We start from the raw sequence: 18321 nt of genomic DNA, 5'->3' as shown, positions 1-18321 counted from the left end.
AGCGTCAGACCTCGATCGTCTTGAGGCGTTCGGCGATCAGTGCAGCGAGCCTGCTTGCTACTTCGTCCTTGCCCATTTCGGGCCATTCGTCGACGCCGGCGCTGGAGACGATCTTCACCCGGTTGCGGTCGCCGCCCATGACGCCGCCCTCGTGCGACACATCATTGGCGACGATGAAGTCGGCGCCCTTCTTCTTCAGCTTGGCTTGCGCATTCTTGACCACATCCTGCGTTTCGGCGGCAAAGCCGACGACCAGATAGGGGCGCTTCCTGTGGTGACCGACGCCGGCCAGAATATCGGGGTTTTCGACCATTTTCAGCGCGGGCGGCCCCTCGCCAGCCACCTTCTTGATCTTCTCGCCGGCGGAATCCGCGGTGCGCCAATCGGCAACCGCGGCGACAAAAACGGCCCCGTCAGCCGGCAGCAATTGCTCGACAGCGTCCTGCATTTCGCGAGCGCTTTCGACATGAACGGTCTTGACGCCGGCCGGATCGGCAAGCGTCACAGGCCCGGATACCAAGCGCACGTCAGCTCCGAGCTTGGCAAGGGCGGCAGCAATGGCGTGCCCCTGCTTGCCCGAAGAACGATTGGCGATGTAGCGCACCGGGTCGATCGGCTCATGCGTCGGGCCGGAGGTGACGATGATCTTTCGGCCCGAAAGCGGCTTGGCGCTGGTGTCGAAAAACCCTTCGACCGCAGCCACGATCTCCAGCGGTTCGGCCATGCGGCCCTCGCCGGCTTCCGCACTTTCGGCCATCTCGCCGCGGTTGGGGCCGATGAAGGCAATGCCGTCCTTCTCCAGCGTCGCGCGGTTGCGCCGCGTCGCCGGATGCGCCCACATTTTCGGGTTCATCGCCGGCGCCATCAGCACGCGTTTGTCGGTGGCGAGAAGTGCTGTGGATGCGAGGTCGTTGGCAAGTCCGTTGGCGATCTTGGCCATCAAGTCGGCGGTGGCTGGGGCTACGACCACCAGATCAGCCTCGCGCGACAGGCGGATATGGCCGATATCGTGCTCGGCCTGCCGGTCGAACAGGTCGGTGAAGACATGATCTGCCGAAAGCGCGCCGACCGAAAGCGGCGTGACGAATTGCTGCGCCGCCTCGGTCATGATGCACCGCACTGCCGCACCGCGCTCGCGCAGGCGGCGGATGAGATCGAGCGACTTGTAGGCCGCGATGCCGCCGCCGATGATGAGCAGTATGCGCTTGCCGGAGAGGGTCATGCCTTGCCTGCCGTTGGAGCAGGCTTCAATGCCGGCTCGATGTCGGTATGGATGAAATCGTCGCCCTTGAAAAGCAGCGGCAGGTTCCGCGTCCTGGCAAGCGCGTAGGAAAAGCAGTCGCCCATGTTGAGATTTGCCTTGTGGCCGGAGCCACGGCCATAGCGTGAATAAGCGCGGCGGGCCACGATCAGTTGATCGAGATCGAAGGCGATCATTTCAGGTTCTACCAAGGCAAGCAGATCGTCGACCTGTCGCGCCTTTTGCGGAAAGCTTTCACGTGTCGAAACGCAATAGGCTTCGTGCAACGTCGCCACGCTGATCATCGGCGACAACTGTTGATCCAGATAGAGCCTGAAATGGTCAGCGTCATGCTCCCTCAGCAGAATCGCGATAATCGCGGACGTATCGATGACAAAGCCGCTCAAAGCAGGCCTTCATCCCACATTTCGTCACTAATCCTCTTCTGATCGAATGGCTTGTCGGGATTGGCACCCAAGCGCCTTAGATCCTCAAGGATGGATTTTCTCTGCCGAGGTCCGGCAATGCGATCGGCCAACGCGTCACGCACCTCCTGCTCCATCGAAACGCCACGCTCGGCGGCGCGCTTGCGCAGTTCCTGTTTGACGCTGTCGTCGAGGTTTCGGATCGTGATGGTGCTCATGGCTTCGCTCCTGCATTCACAAGATAGCGTGCTAAAGCCGCGCTTTCAATGACTGCATTGCTAGCAATGCTGTCAAACCACCCAGTCTAGAGCAGCTTCCACGCGATATAGACCAGCGTCAGCGCGATCACCCACAGCGCCACACGGCCGGATCGCGTATGCCGCGCTTCCGCCTTGCCGATGGCCTTCGCCGTTTCGTCGTCGAAGCGCAGGCCGTGCTCGGCCATCTTGTCGATCTCGCGCGACAGGCGCTCGGTGCGGGCGGCGAAGTCCGGCGCCTGGCGGGCCAGCGACAGCAGCGCCTTCACGCCGTCCCGGGCATCGGTCAGCATGCCGCGCGGGCCGAGATTGCTGGCGATCCAGTTGCCGACGACGGGTTCGGCCGTCTTCCACATGTTGAAGGCGGGATCGAGCGTGCGGGCGACGCCTTCCACCACCACCATAGTCTTTTGCAGCAGCACCAGTTCGGGGCGGGCCGCCATGTCGAACAGTTCCGTCACCTCGAACAACAGCGTCAGCAGCTTGGCCATGGAAATGGTTTCGGCCGGCTGGCCATGGATCGGCTCGCCGATGGCGCGGATGGCCTGGGCGAAGGCGGCGACATTGTGCTTGCGCGGCACATAACCGGCCTCGAAATGCACCTCGGCAACGCGCAGATAGTCGCGCGTGATGAAGCCGTAGAGGATTTCGGCCAGGAAATGCCGTTCCTTCTTGCCAAGCCGCCCCGCAATGCCGAGATCGACGGCGACGATGGTGCCATTGGCCTCGACGAACAGGTTTCCCGGGTGCATGTCGGCATGGAAAAAACCGTCGCGCAACGTGTGGCGCAGGAAAGACTGGATCAGGTTCGCGGCAATCAGCGGCAGGTCGTGGCCGGCGGCACGCAGGCCCTCGACATCGCTCATCTTGATGCCGTCGACCCATTCCATGGTCAGCACATCGCGGCCGGTGCGCTCCCAGTCGACATGCGGCACGCGAAACCCCGGATCGCCTTGCGTATTCTCGCCGATTTCCGACAGGGCCGCCGCTTCGAGCCGCAGATCCATCTCGATTTTGGTGGTCTGGGCCAGCGTTTCCGTGACATCGACCGGGCGCAGACGCCGGCTCGACGGGATGTAGCGCTCCTGCAGCCTTGCGGCGAGGAAGAAGCTTTCGAGATCGTGGGCAAAGGCTTTGCGCACGCCGGGGCGTATGACCTTGACGGCGACCTTCGAAACAACACCCTCGCGCTCGACTTCGGCCGCATGGACCTGCGCGATCGACGCGGCCGCCACCGGCTCGCCGAGTTCGCGGAACAGTTCACCCACCGGTCGGCCGAGCGAGCCTTCGATGGCGTGGACCGCCTGCTCGCGCGGGAATGTGTGCATCCGGTCCTGAAGCAGGGCCAGATCAAGCGCGATATCGTTGCCGACCACATCCGGGCGCGTTGCCAGGAACTGGCCGAGTTTTACGTAGGAAGGGCCGAGCCGCGCAACAGCGCCTGCCAGCCGCTCGGAGCGCTGGCGCTTCTTGGCGCGGCGGCGCGTCAAAAGCTTCGCCATACGCCAGCCGAATTTCGGCGGCCCCGAAAGCTCCTCGCCCGGCAATGCTGCGACGACGCCCTCGCGCGTCAGAATCCAGCCGGCCCTGGCGAGCCGGAATGCGGCACTGAGCGAACTCATGCGGAGGCGCCCGTCAAAGCTTCCAGCCCGAATGAAGGGCGGCGATGCCGCCGGAATAGTTGCGGAACGACACGCGGCCAAAGCCGGCGTGCGAAATCATCGCTGAAAAATTCGCCTGATTGGGGAATTTGCGGATCGATTCGACGAGATAGGCATAGGGCTCGCCATCACCGGTGACGACCTGGCCGATGCGCGGAATGGCGTTGAACGACCATGCCTCATAGACCTTGTCGAGCACAGGCATGTCGACTTCCGAAAATTCCAGGCATAGGAAGCGCCCGCCCGGCTTCAGCACCCGGAACGCTTCGGACAGTGCGACGTCGATGCGCGGCACGTTGCGGATGCCGAAGGCGATCGTATAAGCGTCAAAAGTCTCGTCGGCGAAGGGCAGTTCCTCGGCATTGGCCTCGACGAAATCGGTGTTGGCAGCCGAGCCCCGCTTTTCTGCGCGCTCCTTTCCGACGCCGAGCATCGAGCCATTGATGTCTAGCACGGTCGCATGCGCCTGCCCCTGCGAGGCGTCGATGATGCGGAACGCGACGTCGCCGGTGCCGCCGGCAACGTCCAGCACTTTCCAGCCCGGCCGCTTGGGCGGGTTGAGCCACGACACCAGGCCGTCTTTCCACAGGCGATGCAGGCCGCCGGACATCAGGTCGTTCATCAGGTCATAGCGGCTGGCGACGCGGTGGAACACGTCGTTGACAAGGCTTTGCTTGTCGCCCTGGCCGACCTCCTTGAAACCGTAGGAGGTTTCCATGCCGCCGGCTGCCGTTGTGCGATGTTCTGACATTATTTTGATCCGCCATAAAACCGGCGGGACCATAGCCGATCAGGATGGGGGACGCTATTGTTTAAGGCGCGGTGAACAGCCGCGCTTCGGGGCGGCACGATTCGAAACGCGCATCACACGAGGAAAACCGGAATGCCATTGAAAGCGGAACTTCACTGCCACATCGAAGGTGCGGCAGCGCCGGAACTCGTGCTGAAGCAAGCGCAGAAATACGGCAAGGATGTTTCCGCCATCATCAAGGACGGCTCCTTCGTCTGGCACGATTTCACCAGCTTCCTGGCCGCTTACGACGTTGCCTCCGACCTGTTCCGCACCGAGGAGGACTATGCGCGGCTGGCCGATCATTACCTCACCAGCCTGGCGCGCGACGGCGCTATCTACTCCGAAATCTTCACCTCGCCCGATCATGCCGTCAAAGCCGGCCTGTCGCCGCAGGCCTACACGAATGCGCTGGGCGAAGGCATGATGCGCGCCCGCGACAAGACCGGCATCGAAGGCCGCATGATCGTGACCGGCGTGCGCCATGTCGGGGTCGATTCGATCGAGGCGGCGGCGCGCTTCGCGGCGAAATGCGGCCATCCGCTGGTCACCGGCTTCGGTGTCGCCGGCGACGAGCGGCAGGGCGAGTTCGAGGATTATGTGCGCGCCTTCGAGATCGCACGCGAGGCAGGCCTCGGCATCACCATCCATGCCGGCGAATTCGGCGGCTGGGAAAGCGTGAAGGCAGCGCTCGACCACATCCGCCCTTCCCGCATCGGCCACGGCGTGCGCGCCATCGAGAACCCCGACCTGGTCAAGCGCATTGCCGACGAGGGCGTTGTGCTGGAATGCTGCCCCGGCTCCAACATCGCGCTGAAGGTGTTCGACAGTTTCGAGACCCACCCGTTCCTGGCGCTGCAGGCCGCCGGCTGCAAAGTCACGCTCAATTCGGACGACCCGCCCTATTTCTGGACGACGCTGAAGCGCGAATACGACATTGCCGCCACCCATTTCGGCATGGACGACAAGGCGCTGACGGCAGTGACGAAGACGGCGATCGAGGCTGCCTTCGTCGATCGCAAGACCAAGACGGCGCTTTTGGCGAAACTCAACGGTGCAAAGCGCTGATCTGCCGCGACAAAGCTGTGGCTGGCGCGCCGCCAGCGGTTTCACGCGCACGGTTCAGCCGATAGTATCGCCTGAGAAAAAGACATCAGGAGCGAATTCTCATGGGCGTGACCGTCGTCGACCATCCGCTTGTCCAGCACAAGCTCACCATCATGCGCGACAAGGAAACGTCAACGGCGAGCTTTCGGCGGCTGCTGCGCGAAATCTCGCTGCTGCTCGGCTATGAGGTGACGCGCGACCTCGAACTGACCACCAAGACGATCGAAACGCCGATCGAGACGATGGAGGCGCCGACGCTGGAAGGCAAGAAGCTGGTGTTCGCCTCGGTGCTGCGCGCCGGCAACGGCCTGCTCGAAGGCCTGCTCGACCTCGTGCCCGCTGCTCGCGTTGCTCATATCGGACTCTACCGCGACCACGAGACGCTGGAAGCAGTGGAATATTTCTTCAAGGCGCCGAGCGATCTCGGCGACCGCCTCGTCATCGTCGTCGACCCGATGCTGGCGACCGCCAATTCGGCGACGGCGGCAATCGACAAGCTGAAGGAGCGCGGCGCGACCAATATCCGCTTCCTGTGCCTGCTGGCCGCGCCTGAGGGCATCGAACGCTTCACGAAGGCCCATCCGGACGTGCCGGTCTACACCGCCGCGATCGACCGCCAGCTCAACGAGAAGGGATATATCATTCCCGGATTGGGCGACGCCGGCGATCGGCTCTACGGCACGAAGTAGAGGCTGTCATGAAACGGCTGGTGCCGCTGGCGCTGCTCACCACGCTATTCGTCGCCACGCCGGCATTCGCCGACGATGTTTACGACAAATGCATCGACGCCAGCGACGGCTCCAACCCGGCCTGGGGCCAATGCGGCGGCGAATGGGTGGACCGCGCCGACAAAGCGCTGAACGCGGCATGGAAGGAACTGCGCGCCTCCGTTGACGGCGACACTGCGAAAGCACTTGTCGACGAACAGCGGGCCTGGAACGACTTCAAGGAAAAGTCCTGCCTGTTCTACGCAAATGGCGATTATGGACGGGAGGGCCAGGTTCTGAGCTATCCCATCTGCCGGGCCGGTGTGATCGAAGCGAGAACCAAGGACCTCAAATCCTACATGTCCAGCGAAGACGGTAACTGACAATGCTGACGGCCATAGCAAGCATTTGCTAACCGTCACCACGGAAGCCCGCATTCCGTTAAAGCCAAAGTCACCTTAAGAGGTCCATCATTCGCCAAAAACAGGGCGAATGCATGCTGCGTCAGGTGATCATATTTTCGGTTTGCGCCGTGGTGGCGGCCTCGCTTCCCGGCCTTTACCAAGCCCATCGCGAAACGATCCTCGGTGTTCTGAAACCCGAGCGGGCGACTGTGGCGCAACCGGTTGCAGCGGTGAATTCCGCAAAGCCGCAAGCCCCGTCATTCGCCGACGATCTGTCCGGCCGCAAGGTGCGGCTCGCCGCCGATCAGCGCGGCCATTTCAGCGCCGATTTCCGGCTCAACGGCCGCATGGTCACGGGGATGATCGATACCGGCGCCACCGCCGTTGCGATCAACCGCTCGACGGCGCGGCGCATCGGCATATCGCTTCAGCAATCGGATTTCTCGCAGCAGGTCGATACGGCCAACGGCAGGACGGGGGCCGCCGTCATCATCATCGACAGGCTGGAGATCGGCCGGATTTCCGTCGACAAGGTTCCGGCCCTTGTGCTCGAAGACAAGGCGCTCAACGGCACGCTGATCGGCATGAGCTTTCTCAGCCGCCTCGGCAAATATCAGGTCGAGAACGGGTCGCTGCTGCTTGTGCAGTAAGGTTGCGAATCAGGCAGCGCTGCCTGGATGTTCGTCGGCCCGGAAATGGCTGGGCGGCGAGCCGACGACGCGCTTGAAGGCGCGGCTGAAGGCGGCTTCGGATTCATAGCCAAGCCGTGAGGCGACCACGGAAATCTTGAGCCGGTCGCGGACCAGCCACTGCCGTGCCTGATGCATCCTGACCTGCGTGACATATTTCAGCGGCGTTTCGCCAACGATCGTGGCAAAGCGTTCGGCAAAGCCCGAGCGCGAGGCGCCCATCATCTTCGCCAGCGCTTCCACCGTCCATTCGCGGTTCGGCTCCAGATGGATCGCCGCCAGCACGCGGCCAATATCCCTGTCCCGCACGGCCGCGATCCAGCCGCTGGTTGCGCCGCAGCCGCGCTCGACCCATGAGCGGATGATGGTGGCGGCGAGCACGTCCGCCAACCGCGCCAGAATGCCGCCTGAACCGACGCGCTCCATGGTCACTTCGCGCGCCATCGCCTCCAGCAGATGCGGGATCGCCGGGTCATACGCTTCCAGCCCATGGGTGAGCATCACATCCGGCATCATGCCGAGCAGCGGATGCAGCCTGTCCAGATTGAAATACATGCTGCCGCTGAACAGCAGCGTGCCCGGCTGGCAGCCTTCCCGGACATCGCCGTCGTCCGACATGCAGTAGACGTCCTTGCAAAGCTCGGCGACGGTATAGCCGGTGATCGGCGAGGTCTTTACGCCGGGTTCGCTCGCCAGCACATGCACGTCGCCGCGCGGTAGCAGCACGGCGTCACCCGCATTGAGCTGCACCCATTCGCCGCAAGGACGCAGAAGCCAGCAACCCTTCCGGCCGATGAAATGAAACCGCGCGGCCTCCTGCGCCGGGAATTCAACGCCCCAGGGCTCCTGCATTTCGGAGCGGCCATATTCGACGCCATCGAGGCGAAGGCCGCGCAAAATGTCGGTGAGCGGATCGCCGGTAATCGGAAGTTTGGACGAACGGTCAAGCATGATGGCGTTTCTAGCATGGAAACTCCAGAGAGTCACCACCATGTTGCACTGCATCCAAACTGGAGATTCCATCATGACCGAACCGGCGACAGGCGTCATGGACGCCATTCCGCTCGACCTCGAAAAACCCGACGAACGATCCGACGCGGCTTGGGGGGCGGTCTTTTCACTTGCACTCGGCACTTTCGGGCTGGTGACGGCGGAGTTCCTGCCTGCCAGCCTGCTGACGCCTATCGCCCATGATCTCGGCATCACCGAGGGTGCAGCCGGACAGGCCGTCACCGCCACTGCCATCATCGGCGCGATATCGGCACCCACCATGGCCATCATAACGAAGCGCGTCGATCGACGGATCGTCATGTGGGGGCTGACGCTGCTGCTGATCCTGTCGAATGTGCTGGCGGCCGTCGCATGGTCGCTGCCCGTTCTGCTCGTGGCGCGCGTCGTGCTCGGCATAGCGCTCGGCGGTTTCTGGTCGATGTCGGCGGCGCTGACGATGCGGCTTGTTCCGAGCCATCTCCTGCCGCGTGCCATGTCGATCATCCTGACCGGCGTCTCCGCCGCCACCGTTTCCGCGGCTCCCATCGGTGCCTATGTTGGCGACATCTGGGGCTGGCGCACCGCGTTCATGATTGCCGCCGTCGTCGCCGCGCTGACGCTTTTGGTGCAGCTCGTCACCATTCCGCGGCTGCCTCCGGTCGGCGTGGCGAGCTTCCGCAGCCTGCTGGATGTCGCGCGCAGGCCGATGATCAGGATCGCGCTGCTGGTCGTCGTGCTGGTCGCCTCCGGCCATTTCGCCGGCTTCACCTATGTCCGCGCCTTCCTCGAAAAGGTTCCGGCGCTCGATATCGAGACGATCTCGCTGGTTCTGCTCGCCTTCGGCATCGGCGGCTTCTTCGGCAACATAGCCGGCGGCTTCCTCGCCGAGCGCAGCCTCAAGGCGGCGGTGGCGCTGGCGCCGCTGCTGATTGCGATAGCCGCCGTCTCGCTGCTGGTGCTGGGAACGTCAACCGTCGCATCGGCAATCGCTGTCACGCTCTGGGGCTTTGCCTTCGGCGCGGTTCCCGTCGGGTTGCAGACCTGGCTGGTGCGGGCAGCGCCCGATCAGGCCGAAAGCGCCGGCGGGCTGATGGTCGCGACCTTCCAGGTGGCGATTGCGGCAGGCGCGATCTTCGGCGGCCTGCTGGTGGACAATGCCGGCGTTGCCAGTGCCTTCGCCTATAGCGGGGCAGCCACGCTGCTTGCGGCTGTTACGGTGTTCCTGCTTGGCCCGAAGCGGGAAACCGGGACTGCCTGACGATCCTCGATCGTTTCAGGTCCTGATGGAAACAGCCCCCCACCCTTACCCTCTCCCCGCACGCGGGGAGTGGGGTCGTCAACGTTGCGGACAGCCTCCTTCTCCCTGTCCTTCACGGCGAGAAGGTCGCGGCAGCAGGATGAGGGGCGATTCTACCTCAGCTGGAAGGGCTAGCCGCGCGGCGCGATCCGGCGCACGATGACCTTGGCGGCGGCTGGTTTCGTGTCACCAAGTGTATAGCCGGACAACAGTACCAGCGCAGCACTCTCGGCATCGGTCTTGTTGCGGGCATGGACAAGCGCCAGCGGTTCGCCGGCCTTCACCTCCGCTCCAACCGGCAGCAGCCGCGTTATGCCCACGGCATGATCGACGCTGTCTTCCGGCCTGGTGCGGCCACCGCCAAGCGCCACGACGGCAAGGCCAATATCGCGCGTCTCGATGGCGGTGACGAAACCGCTCTCCGGTGCCTTTACCGCGAATTCCACCTTCGCCTTCGGCAGATAGCTTTCGCTCTTCTCGACGAAATCCTTCGGCCCGCCGAGGGCCGCCACCATACGCGCAAAGACTTCCGTCGCCTTGCCGCTCTCCAACGCCTTATGTGCCTGCCGCGCGGCATCCTGATGCGAGGCGGCAAGCCCTGCCTGCTGCAGCATTTCGGCGGCGAGTGCCAGCGTCACCTGCTCCAGCCTTCGGTCGCGGAAACGGCCGGTCAGGAAATCGACGGCGTTCTGCACCTCCACCGCATTGCCGGCGGCAGATGCTAGCGGCTCGTTCATGCCGGTGATGAGTGCCGATGTTTTCAGCCCCGCGCCATTGGCGACCTCGACGAGGCTGGTCGCCAGTGCGGTCGCGTCGCGGGTTTTTGCCATGAAGGCGCCGTTGCCGAGCTTGACGTCCAGCACCAGCGACTGCAGCCCGGCAGCGAGTTTCTTCGACAGGATCGAGGCGGTGATGAGGGCGACCGACTCGACCGTCGCCGTGACATCGCGGATGGCATAGAAGCGCTTGTCGGCGGGTGCGAGATCAGCAGTCTGGCCGATGATCGCGCAGCCGGCGGCAAGCACCGTCTTGCGGAACAGCTTCTTGTCCGGCTGGGTGGTGTAGCCGGGGATCGAATCCATCTTGTCGAGCGTGCCGCCGGTGTGGCCGAGCCCGCGCCCCGAAATCATCGGCACATAGGCGCCGCAGGCGGCAACGATCGGAGCCAGCATCAGCGAGACATTGTCGCCGACGCCGCCGGTCGAGTGCTTGTCGGTGACGGGACCGGGCAGGTCCGACCAGTCGAGCACGTCGCCGGAATCGCGCATGGCGAGCGTCAGCGCCACTGCCTCGTCGCGGCTCATGCCGTTGAAGAACACCGCCATGGCGAGCGCCGCAACCTGACCCTCGGACACCGCGCCGGTCGTCAGCCCGCGCACGAAGCCGGCGATTTCATCAGCGGAGAGCGGCTTGCCGTCGCGCTTGCGGCGGATGATTTCCTGGGGGAGCATCAGCTTTTCCCTCCCCCTTGAGGGGAGGGTGGCCGCGAAGCGGTCGGGTGGGGTCGTTGCGGAAGTGCGCGACGCCAATTGAAGCCCGCCAGCTTACAAGTAGGTAGCGATCGGCCGCTATGACCCCACCCACCTCGCTGCGCTCGGCACCCTCCCCTCAAGGGGGAGGGAAAGGTCGCCGCACTACCCATCCACCAACCCCTCCCGGAACATGGTCTTCAGCACCGTCGCCAGGCGACCGCCACCGATGGGCGCCATATCCTTCGTCTCTTCATGCGAAAGCTCTGCCCCGGTCATGCCCGCAGCGAGATTGGTGATGACCGAGCAGGCGGCGACCTTGAGGCCGCAGAATCGCGCCAGTATGACCTCGGGCACCGTCGACATGCCGACGGCATTCGCGCCCATCAGCCGTGCCATGCGGATTTCGGCCGGCGTCTCGAAACTTGGGCCGGAGAACCACATATAGACGCCCTTGTGGAGGGCAGTGTCGGAGACCTCAGCCGCCTTCTCGAAGGCGGCGCGCAGGCCGGCATCATAGGCTTCCGTCAGGCCGACGAAACGGCGGTCACTCGGCTCCCCGAACAGCGGGTTGGAGCCGGAAAAATTGATGTGATCCTCGATCAGCATTATCGACCCGGGCAGCATGTCGGGATCGACGGAGCCGGCGGCGTTGGTGAGGATCAGCTTCTCGATGCCGATACCCGCAAGCACTTCGATGACCGGGCGCATGGCCGCGGCATTGCCGTGCTCGTAATAATGCGCGCGGCCGGCCAGCATCAGCACCGGTTCGCCGGCGAAATTGCCGGCCACCACCTCGCCGGCATGGCCGGTGACACCGCTGGCCGGGAACCCCGGCAGCTCGGCGTAGGAAATGCGCACCGCGTTCTCGACCTCGTTGACCAGCCCGCCAAGGCCGGAGCCGAGCACCATCGCAACCTTCGGCGCCAGTCCGCCGAGCCGCTCCACCAGAAGATCGATCGTCTGCATCATTTCAGGATTCCGCCCTCAAAACCGTAGGGCAGCATCTGGCCCATCGTTACCGTCTCGACCACGCCGGTCTGGTCGCAGAGGAAAAGTTTCGTGTCGGCGCCGGCGAATTCGGCAAGCCGCTGACGGCAGCCGCCGCAAGGTGTGATGCGGTCCATGCGCTCGGCTACGACCGCGATCTCGGTGATCTTGCCGCCGCCGCCCATGATGTAGTGGCCGAGCGCGGTCGTCTCCGCGCACCAGCCTTCGGGGTAGGATGCGACCTCGATGTTGCAGCCGGAAAAGACGCGCCCGTCTTCGGTGCGAAGGGCAGCACCGACCGGGAATTTCGAATAGGGCGCATGGCATTTCGCCATGGCCTCGCGCGCGGCGAGGAAAAGGTCATGCGACATAAGAGGCTATCTTTCCTTCACATAGGGCACGCCGCCGGCTCGTGGCGGGATCGCCTTGCCGATGAAGCCCGCGAGCAGAATGACGGTGAGGATGTAGGGCAGCGCCTGCATGAGCTGCACCGGCACCTTGCCGATCATCGGCCATGCCATGCCCTGGAAGCGGATTGAGGCTGCCTCGAGGAAGCCGAACAGCAGGCAGGCAAACATCGCCGGCACCGGCTTCCATTTGGCGAAGATGAGGGCTGCAAGCGCAATGAAGCCCTTGCCGGCGGTCATGTCCTTCACAAAGCCGGCATTTTGCGCCACCGACAGGTAAGCGCCGGCAATCCCTGTCAGGATGCCGGTGCAGATCACAGCGCGATAGCGCAGCCAGGCGACCGAAATGCCGGCGGTGTCGACGGCCGCCGGGTTTTCGCCGACCGCGCGCAGCCGCAGGCCGAAGCGCGTGCGAAACAGCACCCACCAGGTGAACGGCACCATCAGGAAGGCGACGTAGACCAGCAGCGAGTGGCCGGAGAGAATGTCGGAATAGATGGTGCCGAGGATCGGCACGTCCTTGACCGCTTCCGCGCCCGGCAGCGTGATCGCCTCGAAGCGGCCACCGCCGCTCAGCGACGGCGTGCGCCCGCCCTGCTTGAACCAGGCCTGCCCGAGAATGATGGTGGAACCGGCGGCGATGAAGTTGATTGCCACGCCCGAAACGATCTGGTTGCCGCGATGGGTGATCGAGGCAAAGCCGTGGACCAGCGCGAAGCAGACGGCGGTGAGGATCGCCGCACCCAAGCCGACCCAGGCCGAGCCGGTGACGGCAGCGGCAGACGCGCCTGCGAAGGCGCCGGCCAGCATCTTGCCCTCGAGGCCGATGTCGAAAATGCCCGCCCGTTCCGAATAGAGGCCGGCAAGACAGGCGAGAAGGAGCGGCACCGAAACGCGGATGGTCGCATCGATGAGCTGAACGAGTACATCCATCTCAGACACCCTCCCCTTTCGCCGCCGTCACGCCAACCGAGCGCGGGCTGATGCTGGCAAACAACGTCTGGATGGCCGGGCGGAACATGTGCTCCAGCGCGCCGGCAAACAGGATGACCAGACCCTGGATGATGACGATCATGTCGCGCGAGATGGCGGGCATCTCGAAGGCGAGTTCGGCGCCGCCCTGATAAAGCACGCCGAACAGGATCGCCGCCGGCACGATGCCGGCCGGGTGCGAGCGGCCCATCAGCGCCACCGCGATGCCGACGAAGCCGGCGCCGGTGACGAAATCGAGCTGCACACGATGCTGGTCGCCCATGATCGGGTTCAGCGCCATCATGCCGGCCAGCGCGCCGGAGATCATCATGGTGATGATGATGATGCGCGTCTCCGAAATGCCGGCATAGCGCGCCGCCTTGGGGCTGAAACCCATGGTGCGGATCTCATATCCGAGCTTGGTGCGCCAGATCAGCACCCAGACGAGGAAGGCCATGACCAGCGCCAGCAGGAAGGAGATGTTGAGCGGCGCGGAGCGCACGGAAAGCCCGAACATCTCCAGCAGCCAGCCCATCTTGGGCAGCTGCGCGCCGGGCAGGAAATCGCGCGTCTGCGGCGCCATGGAGCCGGCCGGCTTCAGCACGTCGACCAGCAGATAGACCATGACGCTGGCGGCAATGAAGTTGAACATGATGGTGGTGATGACGATGTGCGAGCCGCGCTTGGCCTGCAGATAGGCCGGGATCAGCGCCCACAGCGCGCCGAGGGCTGCCGAACCCAGGATCGCCAGCGGAAAGGTCAGCCACCACGGCATGAAACCGTCGAAGGCAAGGCAGACCAGCGCCACGCCAAGCCCGCCAATATAGGCCTGCCCCTCGCCGCCGATGTTGAAAAGGCCGCAATGGAAGGCGACCGCGACGGCAAGGCCGGTGAAGATGAAGTTGGTGGCGTAGAACAGCGTGTAGGCGATATTCTGCCCGCTGCCGAATGCGCCATCGACCAGAACGGTTGCCGCATGCAGCGGATTTTCCCCGACCAGCAGGACGACGAGCCCGGCGACAATGAAGGCCACGATCAGGTTGATGACTGGTATCAGCCCGTAATCGGCCCAGCCGGGAAGCTTTGTGTAGGGCGTGCTCACTCGGCGGCCTCCTTGCGCTCGACGCCGGCCATCAGCAGGCCGAGTTCGCCCTCGGTCGCATCCGACCCGCGCTCGCCGACGACGCGGCCGTCGAACATCACCAATATGCGGTCGGACAGCGAGCGGATCTCGTCGAGCTCGACGGACACCAGCAGCACCGCTTTGCCCTGGTCGCGCATGGCGATGAGGCGCTTGTGGATGAATTCGATGGCGCCGACATCGACGCCGCGTGTCGGCTGGCCGACGATCAGCACGCCGGGATCTTGCTCCATCTCGCGGGCCAGCACGATCTTCTGCTGGTTGCCGCCGGAGAAATTGGCGGTCTTCAGGCGGCAATCGCCGGGCCTTATGTCGTATTTCTCGATCTTGTCTTTGGCATCGTTGCGGATGGCATCGATGTTGAGCAGCGGCCCTTTCAGATATTTCGGGTCGTCGTGATAGCCGAGGATCGAATTCTCGTTTTCCTCGAAGGCCAGCACGAGGCCGACGTGATGGCGGTCTTCCGGCACATGGGCCAAGCCCCGGTCGCGCAGCTCGCCGGGATCGGCAATGCCGGTCACGTCTATGGGCTTGCCGTCGAGCATGACGCTGCCGGAAACGGCGCGGCGGATGCCGGAGATCGCCTCGATCAGTTCCGACTGGCCGTTGCCGGCAACACCCGCGATGCCGACGATCTCGCCGCCGCGAATGTCGAAGGAGACGTCCTCGACCATGGTGACGCCGCGCGAATCCCTGACCGTCAGGTTCCTGATGGAGAGTTTTACCGCGCCCGGTTTGGCCTCGCCCTTTTCCACGCGCAGCAGCACGCGGCGGCCGACCATCAGCTCGGCCAGCTCACCGACGGTCGTCTTCGCTGTCTCGCGGGTGGCGACCATCGTGCCCTGGCGCATGACGGAGACGGTGTCGGTAATCGCCATGATCTCGCGCAGCTTGTGCGTGATCAGCACGATCGTCTTGCCCTGCTCCTTCAACTGCTTGAGGATGCGGAACAGGTGGTCGGCCTCGGGCGGCGTCAGCACGCCGGTCGGCTCGTCGAGGATCAGGATTTCGGCGCCGCGATAGAGCGCTTTCAGGATTTCGACGCGCTGCTGCAGGCCGACGGGCAGTTCCTCGATCACCGCGTCGGGATCGACTTCCAGCCCGTATTCGCGCTCCAGCCGCTGCAGCTCCGAGCGCGCCTTGGCGATGCTTTTCTTGAGCAGCGCCTCGCTCTCGGCGCCGAGAATGACGTTTTCCAGCACGGTGAAATTCTCGACCAGCATGAAATGCTGATGCACCATGCCGATGCCCACCGCGATGGCGTCATTGGGCGTCTTGATGGTGATCGGCTTGCCGCCGACGCGGATTTCGCCACTGTCGGCCTGGTAGAAGCCATAGAGGATCGACATCAGCGTCGACTTGCCGGCACCGTTCTCGCCGATGATGCCGTGGATCGTGCCGGGCGCGATTTCGAGATTAATATCGCGATTGGCGCGAACGGCGCCAAAGCTCTTGTTGATGCCGATAAGCTCGATTGCAGCTTCCGCCATGCGACCTGTCCACCTCTCGTTCTTCTTTTTATCGTTTGGTCAAAGAGCTAGCATGCCGCCTTTCCCCTGCCAATCGGCAAGCGGCTTGCCTACACTCTCGACAAATCGCCATGCGCTTGTCAATTTCCAAGGTGAAGCCACGCGTGATATCGACAGTTTGTCGAGCACGCCGCGGCGGGCTCCCCAAGGTAAAGCAAGGATTTTCGACATGACATTGCCCGACGACCGGCTGACGACGCTCGAAATCCGAACTGTCGAGCAGGAAAAGATCATCGAGGAACTGTCCGGCCAGATCGCCGAACAGTGGAAGGTCATCGAGCGGCTGCAAAAGAAGCTCGACGCGCTGACCGAGCGCTTCCTGTCGCTGGAAGAGGTGGCGACGCCCGGCCACGAGATAACCAAGCCGCCGCATTGGTGAGGACGGCCGCATAGCGGCTTTACGCCCGGCAAAATAGCTGGTGATGTCGGTTGCTGACCGGCCTGGAGGATTCGAGGGCGCGGCAGGCTTGATCATGAGGGGGAGTGTCATGGTCGACGGTGGTGATCGCATGACGCGGGCCGGCAATTACGTGCTTGGCCTGTTGGATGACGACGAGCGCGAGCGGGCCGAGCGCGATCTTGAGCGCGACGCCGATTTTCGCGACGCAGTCGTCGAAATCGCCGAGCGCATGCACATGTTCGACATCACGGCATCGCCGGAAACCTTGCCCAGGACGATGTGGGAGACGGTTTCGGCACGCATCGCCGATATGCCGCAGATGCGGGCCGCATCGCCGGGCGACAACAAAGCCGATACGCCTACCCGCCCCATCATCCAGCCGGAAGGCACCAAGGCGATCTGGCGCGGCCCGCATTCCGTAGGCGGCTCACGCGGTTTGCTGATGGCGGCAGCGCTGATCGCCGCATTCGTGCTCGGCTACCTGACCGCCAGCCTGTAAACGCAGATACGACCGACTTCGGAATCCATTGGCGCGTTTCCGTGGCAATGCCTGCCTGTTTAAGCTTCGCCATCATTTCATCGAGATCGTCGCCGCTTCCGGCATAAATGCGCGCGACCGCAGCACAGGCAAGAGGCATAGCGCCCCGACAGCGGAGACCAGCGCCAGAAAGACGCCGAAACCGGGCCAGCCATATGCCTCGATGATGTGGCCGGCCAGCGGCGGTCCAAGCACTGTGCCGATGCCGCCGGCCTGGCAGACGAGACCAATCGCCACCGCGACAGAGCCGCCCTTGGGCACGATCGACGGAAGGCCGGCAAACAGCGCCGAGGCAACGAAGCCGCCGGACATGGCAAACAGCAACAAAGCAAGCGTGGCAAACATCGGAGCCGAGCCGCCGAATGCCGGGATCGCAGTGAGTGCAGCGACTCCCAGCCCAAGAGCTGCAAGCAGCACGATGAAGCGCCCGTCGCGGCCCCCGACCAGCAGGCTGGTCAACCCGTTTCCGACCGGCCCGACCAGGGCGATAACCCCGGCGGCGAGCAGGATGCCGGCGCCGGACCAGGAGATGAAAGCCGGCATGAAGGCAAAGAACCCGACCGAGGCGATGACATAGATGCCGAATGCCAGCGCCACGAGCACGACAGGCAAGGTCATCGTCGCGCCGAAACTGCGTGCCGGTTGCTTCGCGTCTGCACGCTCACCGGCGTCCATGTCATCGATCAACCCGAGAAGCACAGCCGCGACCAGCGCGAGCACGGCAAACGCCAGGATGGCGGCCAGAAGAAAGATCTTCGGCTCGGCGATCGGCAAGAGTTCGCCGGCCATGAAATCGGCAACGGCAAAGCCGACCGGAACGAAACCACCCCAGATCGCCAGCACAGGCGCCCGCCAGGACAGCGGCGAAACCGAGTTCAGAAGCGCTGGAATGACGATGACGAGAATGAGATAGCCGACGCCTTCGACCAGCCGCGCGGCAAGAATGGCGCCGGGCGCATGAAGAAAAGCCAGCGCCAGCCCGCCTACCGTCATGACCGCCGCGGCAAAGGCGAAGCTCAGGCGCATGCCGGCGCGCTCGATCACCCAGCCGGCCGGCAGCGCGACCAGCGCCACGAAAATGCCGATGGCCGAGGTAAGCCAGCCGATCAGCGTCAGCGAAAAGCCGGCCTCATTTTGATACCAGCCAACCAGAGGGGCAAGCTTGCCGAGCTGCGAGCCGGCCAGAACGCCTGCCAGCAGCAGCGCAATGATGGCGGCAAGACGCAGCTTCCGATCGTTCATTCCATCCCCTCCCCCAAAGGCACAAACGAAAACCGCCGGCACTGGGCCGGCGGTTTCATTCAGTCG

Annotated in this window: 20 protein-coding genes; 7 read left to right on the top strand and 13 right to left on the bottom strand. The window is 63.9% G+C overall.

Going from position 1 to position 18321, the window contains the following annotated elements:
* Nucleotides 1–4 precede the first annotated feature (4 nt).
* From coaBC to ubiE, 5 genes are all read right to left on the bottom strand, one after another.
* Nucleotides 5–1222 carry a bifunctional phosphopantothenoylcysteine decarboxylase/phosphopantothenate--cysteine ligase CoaBC gene (gene coaBC, locus BM413_RS23430; RefSeq protein ID WP_091917271.1) on the bottom strand — a complete coding sequence of 406 codons (1218 nt, stop codon included), beginning with the start codon at nucleotides 1220–1222 and terminating at the stop codon, nucleotides 5–7.
* Complete coding sequence (locus tag BM413_RS23425) at nucleotides 1219–1647, bottom strand: type II toxin-antitoxin system VapC family toxin (protein WP_091917270.1); 429 nt, start codon at nucleotides 1645–1647, stop codon at nucleotides 1219–1221. Before BM413_RS23425 ends, coaBC begins: the two co-directional genes overlap by 4 nt.
* A complete protein-coding gene (locus BM413_RS23420) occupies nucleotides 1644–1883 on the bottom strand; it encodes a FitA-like ribbon-helix-helix domain-containing protein (RefSeq protein ID WP_091917269.1) in 240 nt (79 codons plus the stop codon). The genes BM413_RS23425 and BM413_RS23420 overlap by 4 nt, the downstream gene beginning before the upstream one ends.
* A gap of 86 nt (nucleotides 1884–1969) precedes the next feature.
* Nucleotides 1970–3544, bottom strand: coding sequence for a 2-polyprenylphenol 6-hydroxylase (gene ubiB / locus BM413_RS23415; protein WP_091917268.1), 1575 nt, complete (start codon nucleotides 3542–3544; stop codon nucleotides 1970–1972).
* Nucleotides 3545–3557: 13 nt separating this feature from the next.
* Nucleotides 3558–4334, bottom strand: a complete 777-nt coding sequence (ubiE, locus tag BM413_RS23410; RefSeq protein ID WP_091917267.1) for a bifunctional demethylmenaquinone methyltransferase/2-methoxy-6-polyprenyl-1,4-benzoquinol methylase UbiE — start codon at nucleotides 4332–4334, stop codon at nucleotides 3558–3560.
* A 132-nt stretch (nucleotides 4335–4466) separates the two neighbouring features.
* Here ubiE and BM413_RS23405 point away from each other — a divergent pair, with 132 nt between their 5' ends.
* From BM413_RS23405 to BM413_RS23390, 4 genes are all read left to right on the top strand, one after another.
* On the top strand, nucleotides 4467–5441 hold the full coding sequence (locus tag BM413_RS23405; protein ID WP_091917266.1) for an adenosine deaminase: 975 nt from the start codon (nucleotides 4467–4469) through the stop codon (nucleotides 5439–5441).
* 101 nt (nucleotides 5442–5542) lie between these two features.
* On the top strand, nucleotides 5543–6169 hold the full coding sequence (gene upp / locus BM413_RS23400; protein ID WP_091917265.1) for a uracil phosphoribosyltransferase: 627 nt from the start codon (nucleotides 5543–5545) through the stop codon (nucleotides 6167–6169).
* A gap of 8 nt (nucleotides 6170–6177) precedes the next feature.
* Nucleotides 6178–6570 carry a lysozyme inhibitor LprI family protein gene (locus BM413_RS23395; RefSeq protein ID WP_091917264.1) on the top strand — a complete coding sequence of 131 codons (393 nt, stop codon included), beginning with the start codon at nucleotides 6178–6180 and terminating at the stop codon, nucleotides 6568–6570.
* A 113-nt stretch (nucleotides 6571–6683) separates the two neighbouring features.
* Nucleotides 6684–7241: a TIGR02281 family clan AA aspartic protease gene (locus BM413_RS23390; RefSeq protein ID WP_091917263.1), complete on the top strand. Its 558-nt coding sequence runs from the start codon at nucleotides 6684–6686 to the stop codon at nucleotides 7239–7241.
* Nucleotides 7242–7250: 9 nt separating this feature from the next.
* Here the strand turns inward: BM413_RS23390 and BM413_RS23385 are convergent, their stop codons facing one another.
* Nucleotides 7251–8231, bottom strand: a complete 981-nt coding sequence (locus BM413_RS23385; protein WP_091917339.1) for an AraC family transcriptional regulator — start codon at nucleotides 8229–8231, stop codon at nucleotides 7251–7253.
* Nucleotides 8232–8304: 73 nt separating this feature from the next.
* On the opposite strand from BM413_RS23385, the gene BM413_RS23380 reads away from it, so the two are divergent.
* Nucleotides 8305–9528: an MFS transporter gene (locus BM413_RS23380; protein WP_091917262.1), complete on the top strand. Its 1224-nt coding sequence runs from the start codon at nucleotides 8305–8307 to the stop codon at nucleotides 9526–9528.
* Between the two features lie 170 nt (nucleotides 9529–9698).
* Here the strand turns inward: BM413_RS23380 and deoA are convergent, their stop codons facing one another.
* The 6 genes from deoA to BM413_RS23350 form a co-directional block, all read right to left on the bottom strand.
* Nucleotides 9699–11018: a thymidine phosphorylase gene (gene deoA, locus BM413_RS23375; protein WP_091917261.1), complete on the bottom strand. Its 1320-nt coding sequence runs from the start codon at nucleotides 11016–11018 to the stop codon at nucleotides 9699–9701.
* A gap of 183 nt (nucleotides 11019–11201) precedes the next feature.
* The gene (locus tag BM413_RS23370; protein ID WP_091917260.1) at nucleotides 11202–12008 is read right to left on the bottom strand and encodes a purine-nucleoside phosphorylase; all 807 of its coding nucleotides are present in this window, start codon (nucleotides 12006–12008) and stop codon (nucleotides 11202–11204) included.
* Nucleotides 12005–12397 carry a cytidine deaminase gene (cdd, locus tag BM413_RS23365; RefSeq protein WP_091917259.1) on the bottom strand — a complete coding sequence of 131 codons (393 nt, stop codon included), beginning with the start codon at nucleotides 12395–12397 and terminating at the stop codon, nucleotides 12005–12007. The genes BM413_RS23370 and cdd overlap by 4 nt, the downstream gene beginning before the upstream one ends.
* 6 nt (nucleotides 12398–12403) lie before the next feature.
* Nucleotides 12404–13366 carry an ABC transporter permease gene (locus tag BM413_RS23360; RefSeq protein ID WP_091917258.1) on the bottom strand — a complete coding sequence of 321 codons (963 nt, stop codon included), beginning with the start codon at nucleotides 13364–13366 and terminating at the stop codon, nucleotides 12404–12406.
* Nucleotide 13367: 1 nt separating this feature from the next.
* The gene (locus BM413_RS23355) at nucleotides 13368–14507 is read right to left on the bottom strand and encodes an ABC transporter permease (RefSeq protein ID WP_091917257.1); all 1140 of its coding nucleotides are present in this window, start codon (nucleotides 14505–14507) and stop codon (nucleotides 13368–13370) included.
* Nucleotides 14504–16036 carry an ABC transporter ATP-binding protein gene (locus BM413_RS23350; protein WP_091917256.1) on the bottom strand — a complete coding sequence of 511 codons (1533 nt, stop codon included), beginning with the start codon at nucleotides 16034–16036 and terminating at the stop codon, nucleotides 14504–14506. Before BM413_RS23350 ends, BM413_RS23355 begins: the two co-directional genes overlap by 4 nt.
* 208 nt (nucleotides 16037–16244) lie before the next feature.
* On the opposite strand from BM413_RS23350, the gene BM413_RS23345 reads away from it, so the two are divergent.
* A complete protein-coding gene (locus tag BM413_RS23345; RefSeq protein ID WP_091917255.1) occupies nucleotides 16245–16454 on the top strand; it encodes a SlyX family protein in 210 nt (69 codons plus the stop codon).
* A 109-nt stretch (nucleotides 16455–16563) separates the two neighbouring features.
* Entirely contained in the window at nucleotides 16564–16974 is a 411-nt protein-coding gene (locus BM413_RS23340) for a hypothetical protein (protein WP_091917254.1), read from the top strand.
* A 72-nt stretch (nucleotides 16975–17046) separates the two neighbouring features.
* On the opposite strand, the gene BM413_RS23335 is transcribed toward BM413_RS23340, so the two are convergent.
* Nucleotides 17047–18255: an MFS transporter gene (locus BM413_RS23335; protein WP_091917253.1), complete on the bottom strand. Its 1209-nt coding sequence runs from the start codon at nucleotides 18253–18255 to the stop codon at nucleotides 17047–17049.
* Nucleotides 18256–18321 lie beyond the last annotated feature (66 nt).

The organism is Mesorhizobium sp. YR577, assembly GCF_900116595.1.
In the GTDB taxonomy this organism is placed as follows: Bacteria; Pseudomonadota; Alphaproteobacteria; order Rhizobiales; family Rhizobiaceae; genus Mesorhizobium_M.
This window is presented reverse-complemented; position numbering and strand designations above follow the sequence as displayed.

Coding starts and splice junctions, on each gene's coding strand:
- BM413_RS23420 (WP_091917269.1), bottom strand. CDS start 1,883: ATGAGCACCATCACGATCCGAAACCTCGACGACAGCGTCAAACAGGAA.
- BM413_RS23360 (WP_091917258.1), bottom strand. CDS start 13,366: ATGGATGTACTCGTTCAGCTCATCGATGCGACCATCCGCGTTTCGGTG.
- BM413_RS23340 (WP_091917254.1), top strand. CDS start 16,564: ATGGTCGACGGTGGTGATCGCATGACGCGGGCCGGCAATTACGTGCTT.
- BM413_RS23380 (WP_091917262.1), top strand. CDS start 8,305: ATGACCGAACCGGCGACAGGCGTCATGGACGCCATTCCGCTCGACCTC.
- coaBC (WP_091917271.1), bottom strand. CDS start 1,222: ATGACCCTCTCCGGCAAGCGCATACTGCTCATCATCGGCGGCGGCATC.
- cdd (WP_091917259.1), bottom strand. CDS start 12,397: ATGTCGCATGACCTTTTCCTCGCCGCGCGCGAGGCCATGGCGAAATGC.
- BM413_RS23405 (WP_091917266.1), top strand. CDS start 4,467: ATGCCATTGAAAGCGGAACTTCACTGCCACATCGAAGGTGCGGCAGCG.
- BM413_RS23395 (WP_091917264.1), top strand. CDS start 6,178: ATGAAACGGCTGGTGCCGCTGGCGCTGCTCACCACGCTATTCGTCGCC.
- ubiB (WP_091917268.1), bottom strand. CDS start 3,544: ATGAGTTCGCTCAGTGCCGCATTCCGGCTCGCCAGGGCCGGCTGGATT.
- upp (WP_091917265.1), top strand. CDS start 5,543: ATGGGCGTGACCGTCGTCGACCATCCGCTTGTCCAGCACAAGCTCACC.
- ubiE (WP_091917267.1), bottom strand. CDS start 4,334: ATGTCAGAACATCGCACAACGGCAGCCGGCGGCATGGAAACCTCCTAC.
- deoA (WP_091917261.1), bottom strand. CDS start 11,018: ATGCTCCCCCAGGAAATCATCCGCCGCAAGCGCGACGGCAAGCCGCTC.
- BM413_RS23345 (WP_091917255.1), top strand. CDS start 16,245: ATGACATTGCCCGACGACCGGCTGACGACGCTCGAAATCCGAACTGTC.
- BM413_RS23390 (WP_091917263.1), top strand. CDS start 6,684: ATGCTGCGTCAGGTGATCATATTTTCGGTTTGCGCCGTGGTGGCGGCC.
- BM413_RS23385 (WP_091917339.1), bottom strand. CDS start 8,231: ATGCTTGACCGTTCGTCCAAACTTCCGATTACCGGCGATCCGCTCACC.
- BM413_RS23350 (WP_091917256.1), bottom strand. CDS start 16,036: ATGGCGGAAGCTGCAATCGAGCTTATCGGCATCAACAAGAGCTTTGGC.
- BM413_RS23335 (WP_091917253.1), bottom strand. CDS start 18,255: ATGAACGATCGGAAGCTGCGTCTTGCCGCCATCATTGCGCTGCTGCTG.
- BM413_RS23370 (WP_091917260.1), bottom strand. CDS start 12,008: ATGATGCAGACGATCGATCTTCTGGTGGAGCGGCTCGGCGGACTGGCG.